Consider the following 18,657-nt stretch of genomic DNA (forward strand, 5'->3'; position numbering starts at 1 on the left):
TTACTCAATTTGCTGCTCTACCCATGCGAGTAGTCCCGCCCGGTTCATATCAAAAGAAGTAACATACACGCCAAGAGGGCTTATATCATTTGCCCGTTCCGGATCGAAAGCGAGCTCCATGAACAGATTTTCCCTGGTTTCTGCAATCAGCTCGATGGCATATTCACCATCAGTGACAATGTTTCGGTAAAGCCGGACCTTAAGTTCGCCGGTCCAGGCAAACCTGTGATCCGGAAGCTCGATGAGCTCTCCTTCCGCGCCGAAAGGTAGAAGGGACAGTTTACGGTCATAGAACAACTGGGCAGGAGCAATATCAAGAATTTCGCGGGCTTTTTCCCACGCCCCACTCCCGAACATGCGTTCGGCAATACTGTCCGGATCATAAATTTGAGACAGGAAGAACGGAACACCTTCAATCTGGATCAGCGTCGTGCGCGCGAACCGGACAGCATTCATCACCTCTGAAGACAGGTCTTTAGAACGTGAAGGAAACTCCTGGATAAATTTTTCGCAATATTTGACAAGTTCCGGAACTGGAGAAACTTCATTTTCCAGTTCGCAAATCATCATCTCGGCGCCAATGCGAACCCGCTGACCCTGAAATTCAATATAACGGGGTCGATGCGATCGACAGGCCTTCAATGCGTCAAAACTCTGACCATAGGATAACGGATCCGTGCAATCGATCGGCTCAACATCCTGCGCCAAGGCCATCCGAAACAGGATCGGTGTCAACAGCAGCGCAATTCCCAGGGATTTAAATACAGTCATTTTGCCTTCTTACGCTCCCTTGCCACAAAATGATTCTGGATAAAGGCGCTACACCTTGTCGCATTGAATTTGCAGTCCTGCGGAAGCTCAATCTTGCTGGCCAATGCCAGTTTTTGTGCAAGTTGAAGCTGTTTTGAGCTTGGTGGAACTGGATGTTCTTCAATCCAGACTGACAGGCGCCTGGCATCCGACAAAACATTCTGTGGTACGGCAATCCCCAACTGTCCTGCCCGCTTTCGAACAAGTTCAAGCTGCTTGTCAGAAGGCTTGAAGACCGCATGTTCCCGGTGCCTGTTGATGAATTCCGAAAGAGCTTCCCGCGATGACAACAATTCTTCAGACAGTTCGAGTTCGGGATTTCCATGCGTGATCGCACGTGCCAGCGCAATCATTTCCCCGGAAGGAACCCGGAAAGCTTCATCCAGCTTCTGCCTGTGCTGTTCGAGAAAATCAGAACAGGCATCACGGTCCTGCAGAATTTCTTTCGATACGGGAATGCCAAGCATTTCCGCGGCCCGCCGAACCATAGCCTTCTGCTTTAAGGTCGGGGGACGTGATATGGAAATTCGGGAGATATCCACCAGATCCGCGGGTGCCTGACGAAGAGCTTCAACCCATCTGGCCGACAATTGGCGGATTTCAGCAATGACATCAGCCATGCCCGTTTTGCCCTGTTCGATCTCGCGCAATCGGGTTTCAATATAGGCCGTCATTTTAGGTGAAAGCAGTTCCGGAACAGTCTTACGCCACCCCTTGACGATTTCTGATCCCCTACCCGTTATCTCGATCTTCTTGACGGATCCGGCGATGTATAACCGCGCGCGAAGGCCCTTGATATGTTCGGCAAAAGTTGACGGCGTTCCAAACCCATATTTCTCAAGAGCCGCCTGAAGAGACTTTTCCGTAAACCAGGGTGCCGCACGGGTGCTTTTCCTTTTGATGGAACAGTCACTAACATGAACCGTCAATCCATCCTGCAGCTCTATTGGCAACCTGATATTCACACTTTCAGAACCAGCCTCTTCATCTTCATCAGCAGCCTGATATAAACGTCTCCAGCCTGGCTTGGTCACAACCTTGCCGGTGGTCCGGAATATCTCCCCACCCGGGGCCGTCCATGACACATTGGTTTGCAGAAACTCCTCATCAGGCAGATGAGATACCAGAAATCGTCTGGCGATCATGATGAAGAGCTGCTTTTCGTCTGGATCAAATGCAGAAAGATCAAGATTGGTGCTCTTCAGACGATTGACATTCGGGATAATGGCCGTGTGCGCCGTTATCTTTCTGTCATTGTAGATGTCGTCTCGCACCCTGAAGCCGGCATCCAGAATACCTGCCGAGCCTTCAGGACAGATTTCCTCAACCTGTCCCAGGCGATCAAGCAGCAATCCGGCTTCCGCTGCCATGCTCTCGGGCAGATATTCACAGTCCGATCGGGGGTAAAGGATGTGGCCATCGAGATACAGCCGGTTGGCGACAGCCAGTGTATGTGCTGATTCCCAGCCGAAATGATCGGCAGCATCCCCAAACAGTGAGCTTGAATTGTAGAGCCTTGGTGGCGCTTTCCTGCCCGGCTTTGTCAAAACTTCAAGGGAAATGCGATCGGGAACAGATGCGCCGATGCGATCCGCAAGTGATCTGTCAAAGATTTTCGGATCAGGGGAATGGATGAGCTCCACAGAGCTGCCACCAACACTGCAAACAAGCGCCGGTTCAAAATAATCTTCCGGTTTGAAGTTGCGGATGGAAGCACATCGATCTTCTATCAGTGACAGTACCGGACTTTGCACCCGGCCGCCGGAAACCACAATCGATCGCCGATCTCCCTGACTGAAGGCAAGGTGACTGGCTCTCGTGATTTCCAGACCGATGACAAAATCGGCGATACCACGTGTCAGACCTTCACGATATCTGCCGTCAAAGGTACTTGCCTGCTTTTCTGCTCCAAGCGCCTTGCGAAAGGTACGCTCATCCACTGCAGAAAAGATCAGACGGCCTATATCTCTCTTCCAGCCGGCGAATTCGAGGGCCTGTCGCCCGATCACTTCCCCTTCCCGATCGTCATCCGTCGCAATAATCCAGCGATCAACCTGCTTGCTGAGATCGGTTATGATACGGAACTGGCGGGCCTTGAGCGCACCGTTGGAGCTTTCCGCATCCACACAATATCTGAAATCCCTGAAAGGAAACGGCAAGCTGTCAAATGACCAGGTTTTTAACGCGGGGTCATATTCTTCCGGCGAAAAAAGCCGGAAAAGATGGCCGGCTGCCCATGTAATGATATTGTCGCCGATCCTGTAAAAACCTGCCGACTTCTCTGCGGCAGACGGTTTTCCGCCCAAAGCCCGGGCCAGGACGGCTGCCTGGGTGTGCTTTTCGGTCAGGTAACCGGTGATCATGCAGCGTCACCAAAAGTATCCCGATCCACAACCGTAAAGGATCCCAGCACATCACTTTGAGGTATGAACCCTTCAAAGGCGGCAACGAAATGAAATCCTTCCTGGTTTCTCTCGGCAACAACGCATTGCGCGGCAATGATCCAGTTACCGCCCTCGACATGAAGCATGAGAGGTTCCATGCTCATATTGTTGAAGCCGATAATCGTGAAAGGAAACCGATCCGTCAGTTCCTTTCTTGTCCAGCGCGTTTCCACCAGAGGCAGGTTCTCCCAAACCCCCTCTGGCGATCGTCGTGACTGATCGTCAAGGGCGACAACAAACATCATTTCCCCGGCAAAGGGTCGTTTTACCGACCGGACAGCTTCGCGCCAGTCTGGGGCATCCTCAACACGTTGTGCGACTGTTTCCTCTGCATGTGGCAGATATCCGCACACAAGAACCGGTGTTGGCATCACTTATCCCTCTTGAATAGCGACAGACCATTCGTCGACAACAGAGATGGCCAGGTTCGACGCGCCCCACGGGGTTTTGCATTGTCGAATGTCGCGGCTGTCTCCGCGGCCTCCCGGACCACCAGACGAATGCTGCTAACGGTTAACGGATTTACTCCGTTGTCGTCGGCAATCGTCGCCAATTCTTCAAGCGAGCGGCGAATGCCATCTATGTCCCTGCCCTGCCGGCGTTTACGCCTGAAGGCAAGAAGATCACGCCAGGCGTCACCATTGTTTGCAGGTGCCAGACGTGGAAAATGAGTGATACGGCCAAGGCTCTCGGCAATCTTCCGGCGCAGGTCAAAATCCGGGAATTTCCGTGAAGCTGGATGGCCAAAATATTCAGGTCGATGCAGAAAATACCAGATTGCCAGAGCGCGTTCTTTTCCATCGCCTTTCCCGGACACCATTCGCGCAAATCTCTCTGCCGCGGCGCGCGGATCGGCATAGATACCGTCAAACATCTCTCCCGGCAGATCAAGGCTGTCGCCGCGCCGGCGATACGGTCGCGGTTTGACTTCCCTGCCACTTTCGATATCCGATAAAGTTTCAAGCAGATGTTGCGAGTGTGCGCGCCACCAGATCGGTGCCCGTTCGCGAAGATCTGTCGATCGCTCATAGCTGACCCGTTTGCGATTGCTGCGCAGGGTATCGACACCCTGATAGATGCGGGAACGCAGTCCGGGACGGTCTTCCCGACGGCTGAAGACAAGCGGAACATCGTAAACCCTGCCAAGCCGTGCAATATCGGCGCAGAAATCATCAAGTTTACGGCGGGACCGATCCAGTGCAAGAGCACGGCCGTCTTCATCGAAACCCGAAATCACCATATGGACATGCGGACGGCCGGGTTTGTCTCGATGTATCGTCCATAATACGGGGCGGCCTTCCATCGCAAAATTCTGGAAAATGAATTCGCGGGTAATCGCCTGCATGCGTGCTTCGGCATCTTCATCGCTCAATCCGGCCTGGCCGGCATCAATCGACCAGATCAGATGATGCGCCTGATATCGCCGCATATCATCTGGTGAGGATCCTTCGCGGCCCGGTTTGCGATTATCGGCATCTGACAGAATATGCCAGTTGCGCAGCTGCGCCCGACGTTGCCCGAAAGGAACAATCGCTCCGAATTCGTCATAAAGGTCCAGATGCATGGCAGGGCGGGAAACAGATCGATGCGCGCAAGCAATGTAGTCAATAAGGGCACCGACGGCTTTGGATGTTTTGGCGGGGGAAGACGTATGCTTGACGACAACAGACTGGCCGGAGCCCTGGTCCCACCCCTCTCCTACTGAGCGAATTCGGTAAGTGTTTCCCCCGGAAATCATTTCGACTTCCTCTCGCCTTTACTGGCGAGAAAGCTCTGGGCTTCCCCCACCACCGAACGAACCTGGGCGGAAACACTCTCGACAGTATCGATCTGCTTGCGAAGATCCGCCATTTCGACGCCGGCCGGATTTTCAGGCTGTGCCCCAAACAGACTGTGCACACGAATGGTGACCTGATTGAGCAACGTGCCAACAGCCTGTAACTGCCTGGTCAAACCCTTGACAGTTGCATGCTCTTCTTCCGTGAAAACGGTTTCATCCTGACTCCCCAGACGCGCCTCGACTGCTTTCCTGACAAAGCTTGAAAACCCGCGTCTGCCAGCCTTGTCATTGATCTTGTCGATGACATCTGTCCCCAACCGAACGGATTTCACGGTCCTCTCCAGCTTCCCTGTCATTGAAAGCCATCTCCCCCAAATACCAACGTCATACATATGGGTATCAAAAGATAATTTATCTTTCAATGAACAAATAAATGTCATACAAATCCCTAATCCTGCAAAAGACTTTTTGAGGGATTAGTATTTTAGGAAAATGGCGGTCAAGGCGTTGGTTTGAGCGGCATTTGAGACATTTATTAAAAGAACATGCCGGTTTGCCGTCATGTATTGAAAGATAAAAATGCAGCACCATGATTGTAGCAGGCAGGCTAAAAGGCGTGTCACATGTTTCATTCAGCGTGTCAGTATCGACGTCACGCGTATCACTTGATCAAAAAGGTGTGTCGCAAAAGGGGTAGGTATGTACAAAAGCTTGAAGGCAGGCTTTCTGCGCGAGATCAACCGCATCTGGCAGGCTCTGCAACATCAGTTCTGGCCCCCGTTTCGTGCGGATTTCCGCGGGTGGAGGCACTGGTTCTGGGTAAATTTCCGCTATATCGTTCTTCGCGCTGTATGGGGATGGCTGCTGATCGCACTGGTAATTGTCGGCCTGCTGGTTCTGAGCCGGTGGTTGCGGGGAGAGTTCCAGTGACACGTCATCGTTTTGTCCTGGCACTTCTGTGCTTTTTTTCCTCACCGGCATATGCAGGCGATACATGCCTCGAAGCAGCCCGCTTGATCGAGAATGAATTGCGCATACCCGCAGGATTGCTTGTCGCTATCGGAATACGTGAGAGCCGTTTTCATGGCGTCATGTGGCCATGGTCCGTCAATGACCGGGGCAGAGCCAAACGATATGCGACGCGCAGGGATGCAGAGATCGCCGTGCATCGACTTCAATCTGAAAGTGACAGCTTCGATCTTGGCTGTTTCCAGATCCACTGGCGCTGGCTGGGTAAATCATGTGCCGATCAGGCGAGTGATCTGTTTGAAGCGCGAATTAACGCTCGCTGCGCCGGAAACCACCTTAAGGAAATGCGGGCTTATACCGGATCATGGGATAAGGCCGTGATGGCATATCACGTTGGCCCGGATCGAAAAGGCAGCCAGATCGAAGAAAGAGGTCGTGATTATGCCTGTGCGGTTGCAAAGACCTTTGCATCATTGCGGGGCACTTCTGTAGACTGTGCCCGGTGAGGAGCAGGAATATGGCTGATAAGAACGATCCGGAATGCCATCTTGATTTCAGCAATGTGTCGCATCACGATCTGAAAAATGTGGCGGACAGACTGGCCGGCTTTTTCTGCCAGGACATTAGTGCCCTTCCCTCCCCCGTTTCCGTGACGCGTCGGCCGGGCAAAGCCGATCTTCTTCCTGAAGGCCAATCGAAGATAGAGCCCGGGACGGAAACGGTTGAATGTGTCGTGATCCCGTTTCCAGAGAGATCTGGCTTCTTTTGAATTTTTGAGGTTTGTTTTGATGGCAGGACACCTCGAATTCTGCAGGCCATTCTTTCTTCGTTTCAGCAAGTTATCCACAGGTGGTAAATTCATCACTCTCTCTTAGGGGTGTTATAACTGTGTTATGATTCTGTGTTAAGGGTTCTGTGGATAAGTCTGCAACCCTTGTCACGCGTGGCTTTGCGGGTTGTTTTTTTGAGGTCTCGGTAACTGATACCCCGATCCAAGGTAATTAAAACCCCGTTCTATGGTAACTGATACCCCGATTGTCGTTCCTGATCATCTGCGGTAACTGATACCCCGAATCCCTTATATTCACGACTCCATTTTACCACTTTTCGAAGGTCGGGGTCGGCAATCACTTGCTGATCGACCTTCTCGTCACTTATTTCTTGTTGCATCGGTACTCAAAACCACGAACCGAAGGTACTCAAAACCACGAATGTGTCATGCCGGGTAACTGATACCCCGAAAAAAACTTCATGCATGATGGCGATTCAGTCGACATGGTACTTAATACCCCGAAAAGTGCCTTTCGGTAACTAAAACCCCGAACTCATGGCAAAGGTAACTAAAACCCCGAATGTATCAGTTCGGGTAACTGATACCCCGAAGCTTGACAATTGGTAATTGATACCCCGAATATCAGTCACCGATACCACGAAGTGGGGAGTAAAGGGTGGCAATCGAGATCGACGTAGAAGACGTGGAAATCATTTCTCCAGGTGATGATCTCGCTTTGGTGCCAGAAAGGCATCCACAGTATGATCTCTTTGTTTGTGATGTCGCGGACGCGGTTCTGAAGGACATCATGCCGCAGCTCGAACACCCCTTCTATTCTCTGAGCAAAAAGCCAGAAACAACGATACGTGAGTATCGTCATAATGATCAGTGGATCCGAGTTGTCCCCAGCGTCAAAGGGCTGGCAACCATTTATGACAAAGACATCCTGATCTACTGCATTTCCCAGGTCATGGCAGCAATGCGTCGCGGTGAGCCTGTAAGTCGGCGAATCTCGATCAGCATTCGTGATCTTCTGATTTTTACCAATCGCGGGACGTCTGGAAAGGATTATGACGCCTTGGTCGATGCACTTGAGCGTATCAAGGGCACTGTCATCAGCACGAACATTGTGACGGGAGATGAAGAGCAGACCGATACGTTTGGCCTGATAGAAAAGTCATCTGTTCGCCGTAAGCACGGTTTGGATGGACGTATCATTTCCTGTGAGGTTGAGCTTTCCAAATGGGTTTTCAATGCTATCAAGAGCAATGAAGTGCTTACCTTGCATCGCGACTATTTCCGACTGCGCAAACCGCTTGAACGTCGCATTTATGAGTTGGGGAGAAAGCATTGCGGCAAACAGAAAAGCTGGCGCGTATCAGTCGGCATGCTTTGGAAAAAGTCAGGGTCAAAAAGTCCCGAAAAGCGGTTTCGACAGATGGTTAAGGATGTGGCAGCCAGCAACCATCTGCCAGATTACGAGATCCACTATGACCAAAAGAGCGATATGGTCAACTACGTTAATCGTGGGACGATGAATGCGGCTACGACTTCAGCCGAACCTTGGAACGGGCCAGTAAGCCCGGATGTTTACGAGGGTATTCGAGAAAGAGCACCTGGCTGGGATCCATACATGATTGAGCAGGAATGGCGAAACTGGCTTGGCGATCTCGATACCAACCCCCGTAATCCGGATGCTCATTTGCTTAAATTTGCGTCTACCTGGTTTGATAATCGGGGAAAACCGGCTTAGTTGATCTTATCAAGTCAAAAGAAAAAGGGATCGTCACGGACGATCCCTTTTCTATGAGCAGGAGCGGAGTTACCACCGTCGCCATCACACCAGCACCAATTGCCCATAGGGTTTCGAAGATATGGTACAAAGGTTTAGTCAGGTATTTTTTGCAACGCTTCACAGTGCAGGTCTCGGACTTCGAATTCTTTGATTTTTCGCTCATGGTGACCTCCTTGAAATAATGCCCGACCGCATGGATAGCGACCAGGACGACAAAAAGGGCCATCAGAGCTAGCACAATGGCGGGGATCGAACCCGCCCCAACTCCAGTAAGCTCGGTGTTCAGTTTTTTTAAATATAAGACAAACAGCAGGAATAATCAATATTCATGAGCGGGAATAATATGTTACGTGGCTATAAGCTCGATTGAACATGAAAAAGGGGGGGGCATTACGCCCCCTGCCCTGCTTAACTGGTCTTCTCAGTCATTTCCTGCGGCCGCGAGGCATTTCAGCACAAAGAGCAATCAGTTGATCGTCTGTCAGCTTGGACAGTGCATAAATTCCGAGGCGGGCGATTTCATTGTCGAACAGAGAGAGTGATTGCCCTTTCTCTCTACCGGCCAACAGGATCTTGACCTTAAGGTCCTCGATTTTGGCAACTTCATCTTTCGAGAAACGGAAATTCTTACGCTCGAACTGGATTTTGGCAGGCTTATCGCTTGTTTTCACAACAGCTGGGCTTGTTGTTACGGCGGCACCAGATACGAATTCACTCGCCTTTGAAGAGCTATCTTCCGTATTCAGAATCTGAGTGTTTTGGCGCTTTTTTAACGGCTTGCTGATGATTGGTGTCTTGCTCATTTTATGCAGCCTCCTCAGATGCGGCTGTGAAGATTTCGAGAATTTCCTGCTGAAGGGCTACCATTTCCTCTTTAGCCTTCGCATCCGGACGAGGCATTTCATGTACAGTCAAGCCCAGAGCAGGAGCCCGGCTGTAAGCGTTACGGTTCACAATTGCTTTTTTATAGAGGAAGAAACTTTCAAGAGGATCCTCTTCATCCTCGACAATGGCTCTCAAAGCGGCTTTTGCTTCACTGACTGATGATGCATTGACACGGTTGAGGATGAGACCCGCTTTCAGATCCGGATTGTTGATCTTTGCGCCCTCGATAATTTCGTGAACCTGGCTCAACGTCCATGTATCAAATGACGAGGCATTTATTGGACTTACCAGGACATCTGCGACAAGGAGTGCCGAACGAAACTCGGTACTGTCGAATCCACCCGCGTCAATGATTGCGACATCATATTGCGGCGTGAGCTTTTTGACGTCCTTATGCAGATTTTTGCCAAACTGGCTTACAAGTGTAAGTTCATGGAAGTCTTTGCCCTGCCCTTCCACGGTTTCGCGACCAAGTTCTGCGCGTTGGTCATTCCATGTAACCAGCGATCGTTGATTGTCTGCGTTTACAAGCAGCACTTTCCAACCCATAGCCGCAAACAGGGTAGCCAGATTGGTTGCTATTGTCGTTTTGCCTGTGCCGCCCTTTTGGCCGCCTGTCACGATGATCCAGCAGTTATCTTCTTCAGTCATCGATCTGCTCCCTCATTTACGCGCGTTAGGCGTCATATGTGTTAAATACGCCATTTGCGCAAGTGGCGCATTATGCGCCATGTGTGTTTGATCTGCATCATGCGCTAAATCTGTTAATGCGGTGTTAAGCACATGATCTGTTATCCGTGTATTATCTGTGTGAACAGCATTAAGCGCCTGATATGTACTATATGTACCATATGTAATAGGTGTCTTACCTGTATTGTGCGCCTAATACGCCCTGTTCGTCAACGGCGCATCGCACATATAATACAGTGAATACGTCTCATGCGCTATATGCGCATGAAGTGCCTTTCATGTTTTAACTGTATTATATGTGTGATCTGTATATATAGCAAAAGACGTACAATCTGTATTGTGCGCTATAAGTGTCTTCTGTGCCACAGGAGCTAAAGGCATCTGGACGGCATCTGCCTCATGCGTGAGGGCTGTGAATGGTGCCTTGTCTGTATAAGGTGCATCATACAGTCAATCCACCAAAGTTATGATAAAATCGACAATAATGTGCCTCAGGCACAATAAATATTGTCTTCTGTGCCTGAGGCACTATAGTGGTGTCAGCAGTCGGGAGAGGGCAGGGATGGTGGTTCACAATATCAGGCCGATAACACCCAGAGAACTTCACGATATCGGTGTGTATCTTAATGATGGCAGAACATATGGCTGGCAGGGCAAGCTGGCAGCTTTGCTCAAGAAAAATAATCATACATCCATTTCCAAATGGACAAAAGACAATCACTATTGCCGATTGAAAATGGGCATTGACCGCATTTCGGGTGAAGATATCCAGCATATGCGTCTGCTGGTACGCCTGAAACAAAAAGGCTTGCTGCAGGAGTTTCTGATTGCGGCCCAGGCAAACTTTTACAGCGAACAGCAAGAACAGGCACAAAAACCGGTTCGGGAACAGATCGCTGAAGCTTTGAAAGACGAGGATGAGCCAGAAGAGCCCCGTAAAGCTTCAGGCAGATGGGATCCTATAAAATGATTGGGGCAGGGTAGGGGGCTGCGAAGGAAATGTGCCCCCACATATAGACGGATCTTGTTTTGGGGGGAATCATCTTTGGGTAATAAGAAGAAAAAAACGGGAACCATTAGCGATCACCCGGATATTCGCAGACGTGTGACTGAATTTCTACAGGCTACAGTCTCACGACAGTCGAGACATGATGGCAATCGAAGGCACGGACTTCTTACAGGCGGATGGCGGCTAGTCAATGGTGTTGGCCTGTCAACCAGTCACGAAATACGGAAACTCCAGCAGGAAGTAACAGTAAAAATTGTGCGCCAGATCGGTCCGACTGGTTTGGACGAAGGAGAAATTGATCGTATTCTCTGGAATGAAGTGGTTAATTTACATCGCGACGGTATTTGCGATGTAAAAAACAATCGCTTCAAGGAGATCGTAACTAAGACCCTGAAAGCAATTGATGACGGCTCGTCGAAACGCCAGCAATTGTTTTTCAGGAACCCAGTGGTCCAGAGAGTTGCTGGAAGTAGCAAGGTTTCGATTGGACCTGTAGAAATATTAACAAATGATACGGTTCGAGCAGAAATTGAACGCTTGGGCTCAGGTTTTATGGACTGGTCTGAGTGGGCCAGCCCTTATATTTGGCGTGTTGAAAGCGTAAGTGCACAAAGTAAAGCTCGAGCTCAGGCTGAATGGTATATCGACATCGCCTGCGGATTCCTGGCGATCTGCGACAAGATATCGAAGCAATTCGATATCTATCGAGTAGGCTGGCAGATGTATCATCCAACTGAAATGCGCGAGCCCTTTACACGTGAATTCGGAATTTCAGACGGCAGATTGTTTGAGAATAATATGATGCACCACTATCAGATTGTCATTGAAAACAGTCTAGTCAGTTGGTTGCAATCTCCTGATACTCAAGCCAAGACTACGATATTGTTTCAAAGTGAAACCGGTTCTGTTGGTGCAAGACTGGGAGTTGCGCTCGGATGGATGGCAAGAGGGCTGCAAGCTGCAAAGCTGGAGAGCAGATTGCTGTTTTTCTCTACGGCACTAGAAACGGCGCTTGTTTACAGCGGTGAAGGTATAGCCGATCAGTTGGCCCGCCATGGAGCCTGTGTTCTATTTGATGATATTCCCAGTCGACTTGAATTGGCGGCACAACTAAGAGAGTTGTATGTTTCCCGATCACGTCTTGTTCACGATGGTGACCGACTACTTCACCGGATCGACGTCAATAGTCTGGAATATCTGACCTTGGCTACATTGCATGAAATTTGGCTGAAAGCAGATTTATCCATGCCAGTTGATGTGTTTGGAAAGCTGTTAAAGAAAAGTGCTTTCGGTTTTCCAATGGAATGGAGCAGGGAAGGTATCACGTGATACCCGTTTTAATGCAATTCATGATTTCGCGAATTGCAGCGAAACGCGAACACAAACGTGTACGGATTTCGTGTCTGCCAAGTTTGCAGTTCTGCACGCAGATTTAAGTGCGCTAAAAACGTGATGTGCAAACGTGCTGTTTGTGAACAAAAACGCAGTCACAAAAACGTGCAATGTTTGTCGTGCGATTTATGTTGAACTTTATGAACAAAATACGTACAAGAATACCTGTGTCGCACGAATGCAAGTTTGTGCACACTTTCCGAGGCCCGCGTTTTTCGCGGGTCTTCGTGTTTGTGGGGAGGGAATGTGACGTACATTGCATACCTGGATGAATTCGGTCACATCGGCCCCTACATTTCCCGCACAGATCCCAAGTTCAAAGAGAGCCCGGTTTTCGGGCTTGCAGGGCTGATACTGCCAGCGACGGAAGTTCGTTCATTCGGTACTTGGTTTTTCCAGAGAAAACAAGAGCTGCTTGCCTGGGAAATAAAACGCGCAGAGGAACATCCGGCCACTTGGGAAAAGAAGGGTGCTGCTTTATATACCCTTCGCAATATCAAGAAGTATCCAGAAGTCCGACGGATGACGAACCGCGTTTTCAATCGTATCGAGAAAATTGGTGGTCGGGTTTTTTACGTCGGTACGGAAAAGACACATCCGATTGATGAACATGATGCTAATCGGCTTTACCTATCAGTTTTGAAAGAAGCCATCAAACGCATCGATCACTTCTGCCACGAAGACTGTGACAATGGCGCTTCCTTCCTTCTTGTGCTCGATGAGCATGACCAACGGCAAGCATTGGTTACGGCTGCTGCACAAGCAATGTACAACACAGATGATCCGCGCCGAAGACTGATCGAGCCGCCTTTTCAGGTGGAAAGCCATCGCTATCAGACCTTGCAAGCCGCGGATTGGATTGCAGGCTTGGTTGGGCGCCTTGGTGCGTGTTGGGCCGAACCCGACCAATATGCAGACTGGGAGCCTTTTCGGACGTTCTTCGAAGCTCGCCTTAACCGGGCTTCCGTCCGAAGCGGAGTGCGCACTGGCGCCAGGGCACGTTTTGACGAGCAAGAAGTAGAGCAGATTGTCAGGGCTTTGGACGAATAAGTGGGGTAGGGGATGGCAAGACCTCAAGGAAAGCGATATCCAAATCCAATTGGCGCTGGCGCCTACGTTACGCCGTCCCGTATTCGGAGGTTTAGCAAAGAGTTCCAAAAGCGATTGATCACCAATTGGTTTTTCGATCGTTTTGAGGACCCGGGCGCCGGGACATCTCACAATGGAAGTGAAGGGGGATATCTCTATATCCACGGCGGCCCCTATGATGCCCGTGAAGCAATAGAAGCCGAGTTTAAAGCCGTTGTTGGCGTAGAAGTCATTGATAAGGCAATCGACTTTGTGGAAAGAGACGGGACGCATGAATGGGCGCCCAGCCCTAAACATCCAGACTACATAGCCTACGATGGGGAGCCTGAATCTTCACGAGATGCAGATAATCGATTTTTCGATTTTGAAGCCGGTTTTGAGCGCAGTCCGGTTGGTTTCCCAAATCTTGGGGAGGGAGTATTTTACTCTGTGCCTTGGGATCGGGAGTTAAAGGTATCACCTTCAGAAGTGCGTAGTCTTACGCCTCAAAGACAACATGAGTTGATCGAGCATTGGTTCTATCAAATGTTTGAAGCACTTTCTGACGGTCAAATAACCCCGGCGGAAAACCATGGTTATCCATTAGACCGAGGCCGGACCTACAAAGCCAGAGATGCAATTCTCAACGAATTCATTGAAATCGCAGATCAAAGCGTCATTCTCGATGTTATTTCCAAAGTTCATAACACTGGTGGGACTGTTTGGGGACCAGGTAGGCTTCATCCAGACCGGATGGGATTGGAGTTTGGTGGTGAAACAGCGGCGTCATTCTTTGAAACCAATAAACCCTTTGGTCAGCCAAATCGACCGCCGTTCGGTGAAAGAGACCTGATTGCCGATCACGAACAGATCGATGCACGTCTGGAGCTTGGTGCACGCTCGTCGTTCGGCAGCTCATATGATCGGGCTGTTCGTCAAGCATTCCAAAGACATGCCGCTGATCTGAGAGCGCTCCTTGAGCAGCCGGCGCCACCCAAGGCACGGCACGGCGGTATAGGTCACAATCAACCTCCCTCAGATATTGAACTTGATGCAGAACATAAGGAAGAGCTGCAGGCCGCAGTCGTGACGATCAGCGAAGAACTTACCCATGAACGTCCCAATGTCCGGAAGATATCACGCGCTGCGCGTGTTTTTCAGTCCGTTGGTCGATGGGCTGCCGGAAAGCTCGACATGACACTCGATGCATTCTTGACAACATTTGGCTCTACATTGGGAAGGAGCGCTGCAGTTGGTGTTGGTCTAATTGGATTGGGCCATGTTTTTCAAAAGGCGATGGAGATTTACCAGCTGATCATTGGGTGGCTGAATGCCGTGGTGCTGCCATTATAACCCATAAAGATAGCAATCGATGTGCCAGTCTATAGTCGGCCTCACAGATTGCATAAGGTGATGGGTTAAAGAAGCTGGTTCTGGACGTTCAAACAGGCTATAAAAAGGCTCGGGACCCGGTCCGAGCCTGCTGCAGGGCTGAAGCCGCGCATATCTGATCTACTTACGCTGATCGACCTGTTTTGTTGGCCGGTTGGTAATCTGCAGTCAACCAGGCGTTAAACAAAAGAGGTTTGACATGGTCGACCAGGTACTCCGTCTTCTTTCCACCAAAATCACCGATATCGACTTTCGCCGGGATCTGAAGCATCAGCTCCGCGCGATACCTTCATTGGAGCATGCCAAGCTGGGCTGGCTTGATGAAGCCATTGCCCGGGGATTTGGCTTTCGCAGTCATGCAGCACTTCTTAACGGTGCCAATCGTGAAGTGACCGAGATTTCCAATCAGGGTTTTCGCGACCGATTGCTGGAATTTGGCGTAACGGCAGAGGGAAACCTGTTTCGCGAAACAGTTCTTAAGCTGATAGAGGGCAGTCCCGATGTGAATGATGCGGCGCCCCTGCCGGTTATTATCAGTGAGGAACAGAAGCGCCTGCTGGAATCAGTCTCGGGCGAGCGAGGCAATCTTCTTGTCTGCGGATCTGATCCGGATGCCAATTGCTCCATGCTGGTCGAATTGATCCGAGATCCTGAGCTGTCGTTTTCTGGCCCGCCGTCTTATGCTTTGACACCGGATCATGGGCCGCATGCAGTCTGGATCGCGGATACCGGTGTATTGACGATGAAGCTGCCTGAAGATGCAAAACTGCAGAAAGACATGTTTCTGCACACTTTGCGACATCCAGGAATAGACTGCGTGATTAATGGCATTACACAGGCTACGCTTGAACAGACACGCTTTCACATGACAAGCGGGATCCGCTGCACTGTTTCAATGGCCATCGAAAATCGGTATCAGACGATTGATGACGCGATTGATCTGTTCATGATCGGCGATCGGGTAGGGCAGGTAAGGCGCTATCTTCATTCAGTCCTGCATGTCGAACCGGTTGATGGGGCCGTGCGCATCATGGAAATGCGGAGAATTCAATACAGCACGTCTCTTGCATAGCCCTGATCCATAATTTCTTCAGTGTGTCGGCAGAAAAACCCCCATCGAATTGGGCTTGTATGCCAGCATGAAGGTAGTCTTGAACACTGGAGAAATCACATGATGACAATCAACTGGGCTGCCAGCTATGCCTCCGCCCGGCAGTTGCTGATGAAGCGTACCGGGCAGGAGCCCGCACCAGAACAGATCTGGGCCACGGCCGTAACGGCAGTCTGTATCGAGTTCGACGATCTGACTTATTCAGGCATCATTTCCAAAGAAGAGCCGGGCTATATTACTCTGGTCGCTGTCATCTACCGGGGCAGGACCATCATTATGGTTTTCGCCGGAGATGAACTGATTGATTGTTATCTTGAGCTGGAGCCCGCCATCCGATTTGCCAGTCTGGAGTTGGCCATGGATGAAATCGACAAGTGGATGGATTTGAAACCGGCGCCGGCACCCGAACCTGAAACCTCTTTCGAGCCCTGAAAAAGAAAACCCCGCCAGATGGCGGGGTTTCTCATGGGCACATGTCAGATAGCCTGGCTTTTGTTTGAGGGAATTTCTGCCTGTTCAGATGTGTTCTCCGGCGCCACGGGTGTGAACACAATCCGGATATTCGCCTGATCGGGCAATTCCTCTCCAAACCAGGCAAAAATTTTCTCTGCCCGGATAGCCAAAGCCCTTTGTTGCGAGAAAACAGACTGTGACAGGCTGGCTGCAAAGGCATAAGTGATGCTGCATGCGAGAATGATCACAAGAAACTGTTGCGCGATATCGACCTGAAGAAATTCCTTCAGGGTGGCCATTCCCGACAGCAGCATAATGGCAGGTAGCCAGAAAATCAGAAGCCCAAACAGGTTTCTTGCTCGATACACAGCGTGGACCAGTTGTTCTGATACCGTTGTAAGTCCCAATTTCCAGAAATATCGGCTCTTGAGGATGCCAAGATCGATCGTGGCGATATCAATGCCGGCCATCTGATGAACCAGATGTTCGCCGTCAAAAATATCGGCTCGCACATGATCCGTCATCAGGTTCTGGTATTGCTTCCTATACTGGAGGCTTCCCATGATCAGGAACGCTGCCGCAGACAGATACAGGATGCCAACGGCGTTCATGATGCTGCTGTAGGCTTGGGTCGTGATCACAAGTTTTCCCATAACGAGAAAAGCGATCGCGGCGCAGATGACGATCATCAGCCCATTTGCCATCCGCTCAGGCATGCCAAACAGGGTAGGGGCGGCAAAGCGCAGAAACTGATCAATCAGGGTTTGCGGTTTGATTTGCGATGTCATGACGGCTTCCTTTCAGGTCCTTCAGAGATTTGCCAGCTGATAACCATGGCTGGCGGTGATGCGTGAGAGCAGATCAAAGAAGCGATGCCTGATCTGGTCACGCGTGGCGGCATTGGCTGCGGTCAAACGGATGGTTTTATCCTCGATGTCGGCCGTAACCGATTTCAGCCAGGCAAGCGGGTTGGGGCAGTCAACGGAGGGATTGTCGGCAAAGTCCCGGGCAATGCGCGCCCAGGCATCCGGCATCTTGCCAAGCCAGTCTTCAGAGGCAGCCGGCAAGGATGTATCAGCTGGACGTAAAGCCTGCAGATGATCGAGCAGCTCGGTGCGTTTGAGCGCACGAAGAGAGGAAAGCTCGTTCAGTCGATCGATGACCGCATCAAGGCCAACGCGGTTAATCGCCAGACAGACATGCTCGGCTGCATTGTCGTTCGACCAGGGCTGGACCGAAAGCTGCTGCCATCGGCGAACAACCACTTTGATCAGTTCACTTTCATCCCGCGGGAGGGCAGGAAGAACTGAGCCGGTATTTTTTCGGGTCGTCTGGTTTGCATGAGGATCGGCTTTCGACCTTCTATCCGGGTTTGATAAATCCGTGTTCCTATTGGAAGCGGAATCTGTTGCCGGTGCAGAAGCGGCAGCTGTTGCCGGTACGATTTTTCTTTTCGGTCGGGTTTGAGGGGCTTTGGTCTCGCTGGAAATCCCGATCAGCTGATAGGTGTTGCGGGTATTGAACCAGCCAGTGGCACGTCTTTGCTTCAGCACCAGATTGTGCTCTGCGAGCTCATTGAGTGCATTGCGAACGGTTCTTTCACCAAGGCCGGTTGATTTTGCGAGTGTCGCGACTTTCGGAAAACAGCCCAGCGTCTGGTCATTGACGAAACTCACCAGGGCGCAGGCAACCAGGCGGGCTGTTGAAGAAAGGTTTTCGGCCTGAAAGATGCGGCTTTGCAACCAGGCAAAGCGGTTAACAGCCGATGTGCCTTTCGAGGAAGGTGATATCCCGGAAAGTCGGGTTTTTCTGGAATTAACGGTCACGTTTTTCATTTTTTCGTGCCTCAGTCACATTTTGGGGTTGAACATGACCGTTCACGCCCGTATATTCAGGCATGTTGGGTCGCTTCTCGCAGCAACGGGAGCACTGACATCAAACAGACGGGCCGAAGCCGCTGTAACCAAGGCGAGCCTATCCGTTCAGGCACCAAGTGATGCCTGGCAGAAAAGCAAAGACCCTTTGTTCAGCACCAGCAGATGTCTGGTCTGTTGTAAGAGTGTGCAGCTCTTATGAGTTTCTGGGCC

At 50.6% G+C, this 18,657-nt stretch carries 19 protein-coding genes; 10 read left to right on the forward strand and 9 right to left on the reverse strand.

The features are described 5' to 3' along the window. The 5 genes from R1T41_RS00355 to R1T41_RS00375 form a co-directional block, all read right to left on the reverse strand. The gene (locus tag R1T41_RS00355) at positions 1-771 is read right to left on the reverse strand and encodes a hypothetical protein (RefSeq protein ID WP_317337037.1); all 771 of its coding nucleotides are present in this window, start codon (positions 769-771) and stop codon (positions 1-3) included. Then, the gene (locus R1T41_RS00360) at positions 768-3,173 is read right to left on the reverse strand and encodes a DNA topoisomerase (protein ID WP_317337039.1); all 2,406 of its coding nucleotides are present in this window, start codon (positions 3,171-3,173) and stop codon (positions 768-770) included. The genes R1T41_RS00355 and R1T41_RS00360 overlap by 4 nt, the downstream gene beginning before the upstream one ends. Beyond that, the gene (locus tag R1T41_RS00365; protein ID WP_317337041.1) at positions 3,170-3,625 is read right to left on the reverse strand and encodes a hypothetical protein; all 456 of its coding nucleotides are present in this window, start codon (positions 3,623-3,625) and stop codon (positions 3,170-3,172) included. The genes R1T41_RS00360 and R1T41_RS00365 overlap by 4 nt, the downstream gene beginning before the upstream one ends. Then, a complete protein-coding gene (locus tag R1T41_RS00370; RefSeq protein WP_317337042.1) occupies positions 3,625-4,818 on the reverse strand; it encodes a relaxase/mobilization nuclease domain-containing protein in 1,194 nt (397 codons plus the stop codon). The genes R1T41_RS00365 and R1T41_RS00370 overlap by 1 nt, the downstream gene beginning before the upstream one ends. Before the next feature lie 170 nt (positions 4,819-4,988). After that, the gene (locus R1T41_RS00375; RefSeq protein WP_317337043.1) at positions 4,989-5,474 is read right to left on the reverse strand and encodes a hypothetical protein; all 486 of its coding nucleotides are present in this window, start codon (positions 5,472-5,474) and stop codon (positions 4,989-4,991) included. A gap of 259 nt (positions 5,475-5,733) precedes the next feature. On the opposite strand from R1T41_RS00375, the gene R1T41_RS00380 reads away from it, so the two are divergent. The 4 genes from R1T41_RS00380 to R1T41_RS00395 all read left to right on the forward strand — a co-directional run bounded on the left by R1T41_RS00380 (position 5,734) and on the right by R1T41_RS00395 (position 8,528). After that, on the forward strand, positions 5,734-5,964 hold the full coding sequence (locus tag R1T41_RS00380) for a hypothetical protein (protein WP_317337045.1): 231 nt from the start codon (positions 5,734-5,736) through the stop codon (positions 5,962-5,964). Further along, positions 5,961-6,509 (forward strand): transglycosylase SLT domain-containing protein, encoded by a 549-nt coding sequence (locus tag R1T41_RS00385; RefSeq protein WP_317337048.1) that lies wholly within the window; start codon positions 5,961-5,963, stop codon positions 6,507-6,509. The genes R1T41_RS00380 and R1T41_RS00385 overlap by 4 nt, the downstream gene beginning before the upstream one ends. A gap of 11 nt (positions 6,510-6,520) precedes the next feature. After that, complete coding sequence (locus tag R1T41_RS00390; RefSeq protein ID WP_317337051.1) at positions 6,521-6,772, forward strand: hypothetical protein; 252 nt, start codon at positions 6,521-6,523, stop codon at positions 6,770-6,772. Positions 6,773-7,451: 679 nt separating this feature from the next. Beyond that, complete coding sequence (locus R1T41_RS00395; RefSeq protein WP_317336848.1) at positions 7,452-8,528, forward strand: replication initiator protein A; 1,077 nt, start codon at positions 7,452-7,454, stop codon at positions 8,526-8,528. A 467-nt stretch (positions 8,529-8,995) separates the two neighbouring features. Here R1T41_RS00395 and R1T41_RS00400 read toward each other — a convergent pair whose 3' ends face one another. Beyond that, complete coding sequence (locus tag R1T41_RS00400) at positions 8,996-9,373, reverse strand: hypothetical protein (RefSeq protein WP_317336849.1); 378 nt, start codon at positions 9,371-9,373, stop codon at positions 8,996-8,998. Between the two features lies 1 nt (position 9,374). Continuing rightward, positions 9,375-10,106 (reverse strand): AAA family ATPase, encoded by a 732-nt coding sequence (locus R1T41_RS00405; RefSeq protein ID WP_317336850.1) that lies wholly within the window; start codon positions 10,104-10,106, stop codon positions 9,375-9,377. 601 nt (positions 10,107-10,707) lie between these two features. Here R1T41_RS00405 and R1T41_RS00410 point away from each other — a divergent pair. From R1T41_RS00410 to R1T41_RS00435, 6 genes are all read left to right on the forward strand, one after another. Then, on the forward strand, positions 10,708-11,115 hold the full coding sequence (locus tag R1T41_RS00410; protein WP_317336852.1) for a hypothetical protein: 408 nt from the start codon (positions 10,708-10,710) through the stop codon (positions 11,113-11,115). Positions 11,116-11,190: 75 nt separating this feature from the next. Continuing rightward, positions 11,191-12,483: a HEPN domain-containing protein gene (locus R1T41_RS00415; RefSeq protein ID WP_317336854.1), complete on the forward strand. Its 1,293-nt coding sequence runs from the start codon at positions 11,191-11,193 to the stop codon at positions 12,481-12,483. A 309-nt stretch (positions 12,484-12,792) separates the two neighbouring features. Then, positions 12,793-13,596, forward strand: coding sequence for a DUF3800 domain-containing protein (locus R1T41_RS00420; RefSeq protein ID WP_317336855.1), 804 nt, complete (start codon positions 12,793-12,795; stop codon positions 13,594-13,596). Positions 13,597-13,608: 12 nt separating this feature from the next. Then, complete coding sequence (locus tag R1T41_RS00425) at positions 13,609-14,967, forward strand: hypothetical protein (protein ID WP_317336856.1); 1,359 nt, start codon at positions 13,609-13,611, stop codon at positions 14,965-14,967. Between the two features lie 193 nt (positions 14,968-15,160). Further along, on the forward strand, positions 15,161-16,078 hold the full coding sequence (locus R1T41_RS00430; protein ID WP_317336857.1) for a hypothetical protein: 918 nt from the start codon (positions 15,161-15,163) through the stop codon (positions 16,076-16,078). Between the two features lie 99 nt (positions 16,079-16,177). After that, a complete protein-coding gene (locus tag R1T41_RS00435) occupies positions 16,178-16,549 on the forward strand; it encodes a hypothetical protein (protein ID WP_317336858.1) in 372 nt (123 codons plus the stop codon). Between the two features lie 44 nt (positions 16,550-16,593). On the opposite strand, the gene R1T41_RS00440 is transcribed toward R1T41_RS00435, so the two are convergent. Beyond that, positions 16,594-17,259 carry a hypothetical protein gene (locus R1T41_RS00440; RefSeq protein WP_317336859.1) on the reverse strand — a complete coding sequence of 222 codons (666 nt, stop codon included), beginning with the start codon at positions 17,257-17,259 and terminating at the stop codon, positions 16,594-16,596. Between the two features lie 120 nt (positions 17,260-17,379). Then, a complete protein-coding gene (locus tag R1T41_RS00445) occupies positions 17,380-18,312 on the reverse strand; it encodes a helix-turn-helix domain-containing protein (protein WP_317336861.1) in 933 nt (310 codons plus the stop codon). Positions 18,313-18,657 lie beyond the last annotated feature (345 nt).

The sequence above is a fragment of the Thalassospira lucentensis genome, assembly GCF_032921865.1.
In the GTDB taxonomy this organism is placed as follows: domain Bacteria; phylum Pseudomonadota; class Alphaproteobacteria; order Rhodospirillales; family Thalassospiraceae; genus Thalassospira; species Thalassospira lucentensis_A.

Coding starts and splice junctions, on each gene's coding strand:
- R1T41_RS00410 (WP_317336852.1), top strand. CDS start 10,708: ATGGTGGTTCACAATATCAGGCCGATAACACCCAGAGAACTTCACGAT.
- R1T41_RS00440 (WP_317336859.1), bottom strand. CDS start 17,259: ATGATCGTCATCTGCGCCGCGATCGCTTTTCTCGTTATGGGAAAACTT.
- R1T41_RS00380 (WP_317337045.1), top strand. CDS start 5,734: ATGTACAAAAGCTTGAAGGCAGGCTTTCTGCGCGAGATCAACCGCATC.
- R1T41_RS00400 (WP_317336849.1), bottom strand. CDS start 9,373: ATGAGCAAGACACCAATCATCAGCAAGCCGTTAAAAAAGCGCCAAAAC.
- R1T41_RS00370 (WP_317337042.1), bottom strand. CDS start 4,818: ATGCATCTGGACCTTTATGACGAATTCGGAGCGATTGTTCCTTTCGGG.
- R1T41_RS00390 (WP_317337051.1), top strand. CDS start 6,521: ATGGCTGATAAGAACGATCCGGAATGCCATCTTGATTTCAGCAATGTG.
- R1T41_RS00435 (WP_317336858.1), top strand. CDS start 16,178: ATGATGACAATCAACTGGGCTGCCAGCTATGCCTCCGCCCGGCAGTTG.
- R1T41_RS00365 (WP_317337041.1), bottom strand. CDS start 3,625: ATGCCAACACCGGTTCTTGTGTGCGGATATCTGCCACATGCAGAGGAA.
- R1T41_RS00405 (WP_317336850.1), bottom strand. CDS start 10,106: ATGACTGAAGAAGATAACTGCTGGATCATCGTGACAGGCGGCCAAAAG.
- R1T41_RS00425 (WP_317336856.1), top strand. CDS start 13,609: ATGGCAAGACCTCAAGGAAAGCGATATCCAAATCCAATTGGCGCTGGC.
- R1T41_RS00360 (WP_317337039.1), bottom strand. CDS start 3,173: ATGATCACCGGTTACCTGACCGAAAAGCACACCCAGGCAGCCGTCCTG.
- R1T41_RS00355 (WP_317337037.1), bottom strand. CDS start 771: ATGACTGTATTTAAATCCCTGGGAATTGCGCTGCTGTTGACACCGATC.
- R1T41_RS00375 (WP_317337043.1), bottom strand. CDS start 5,474: ATGACATTTATTTGTTCATTGAAAGATAAATTATCTTTTGATACCCAT.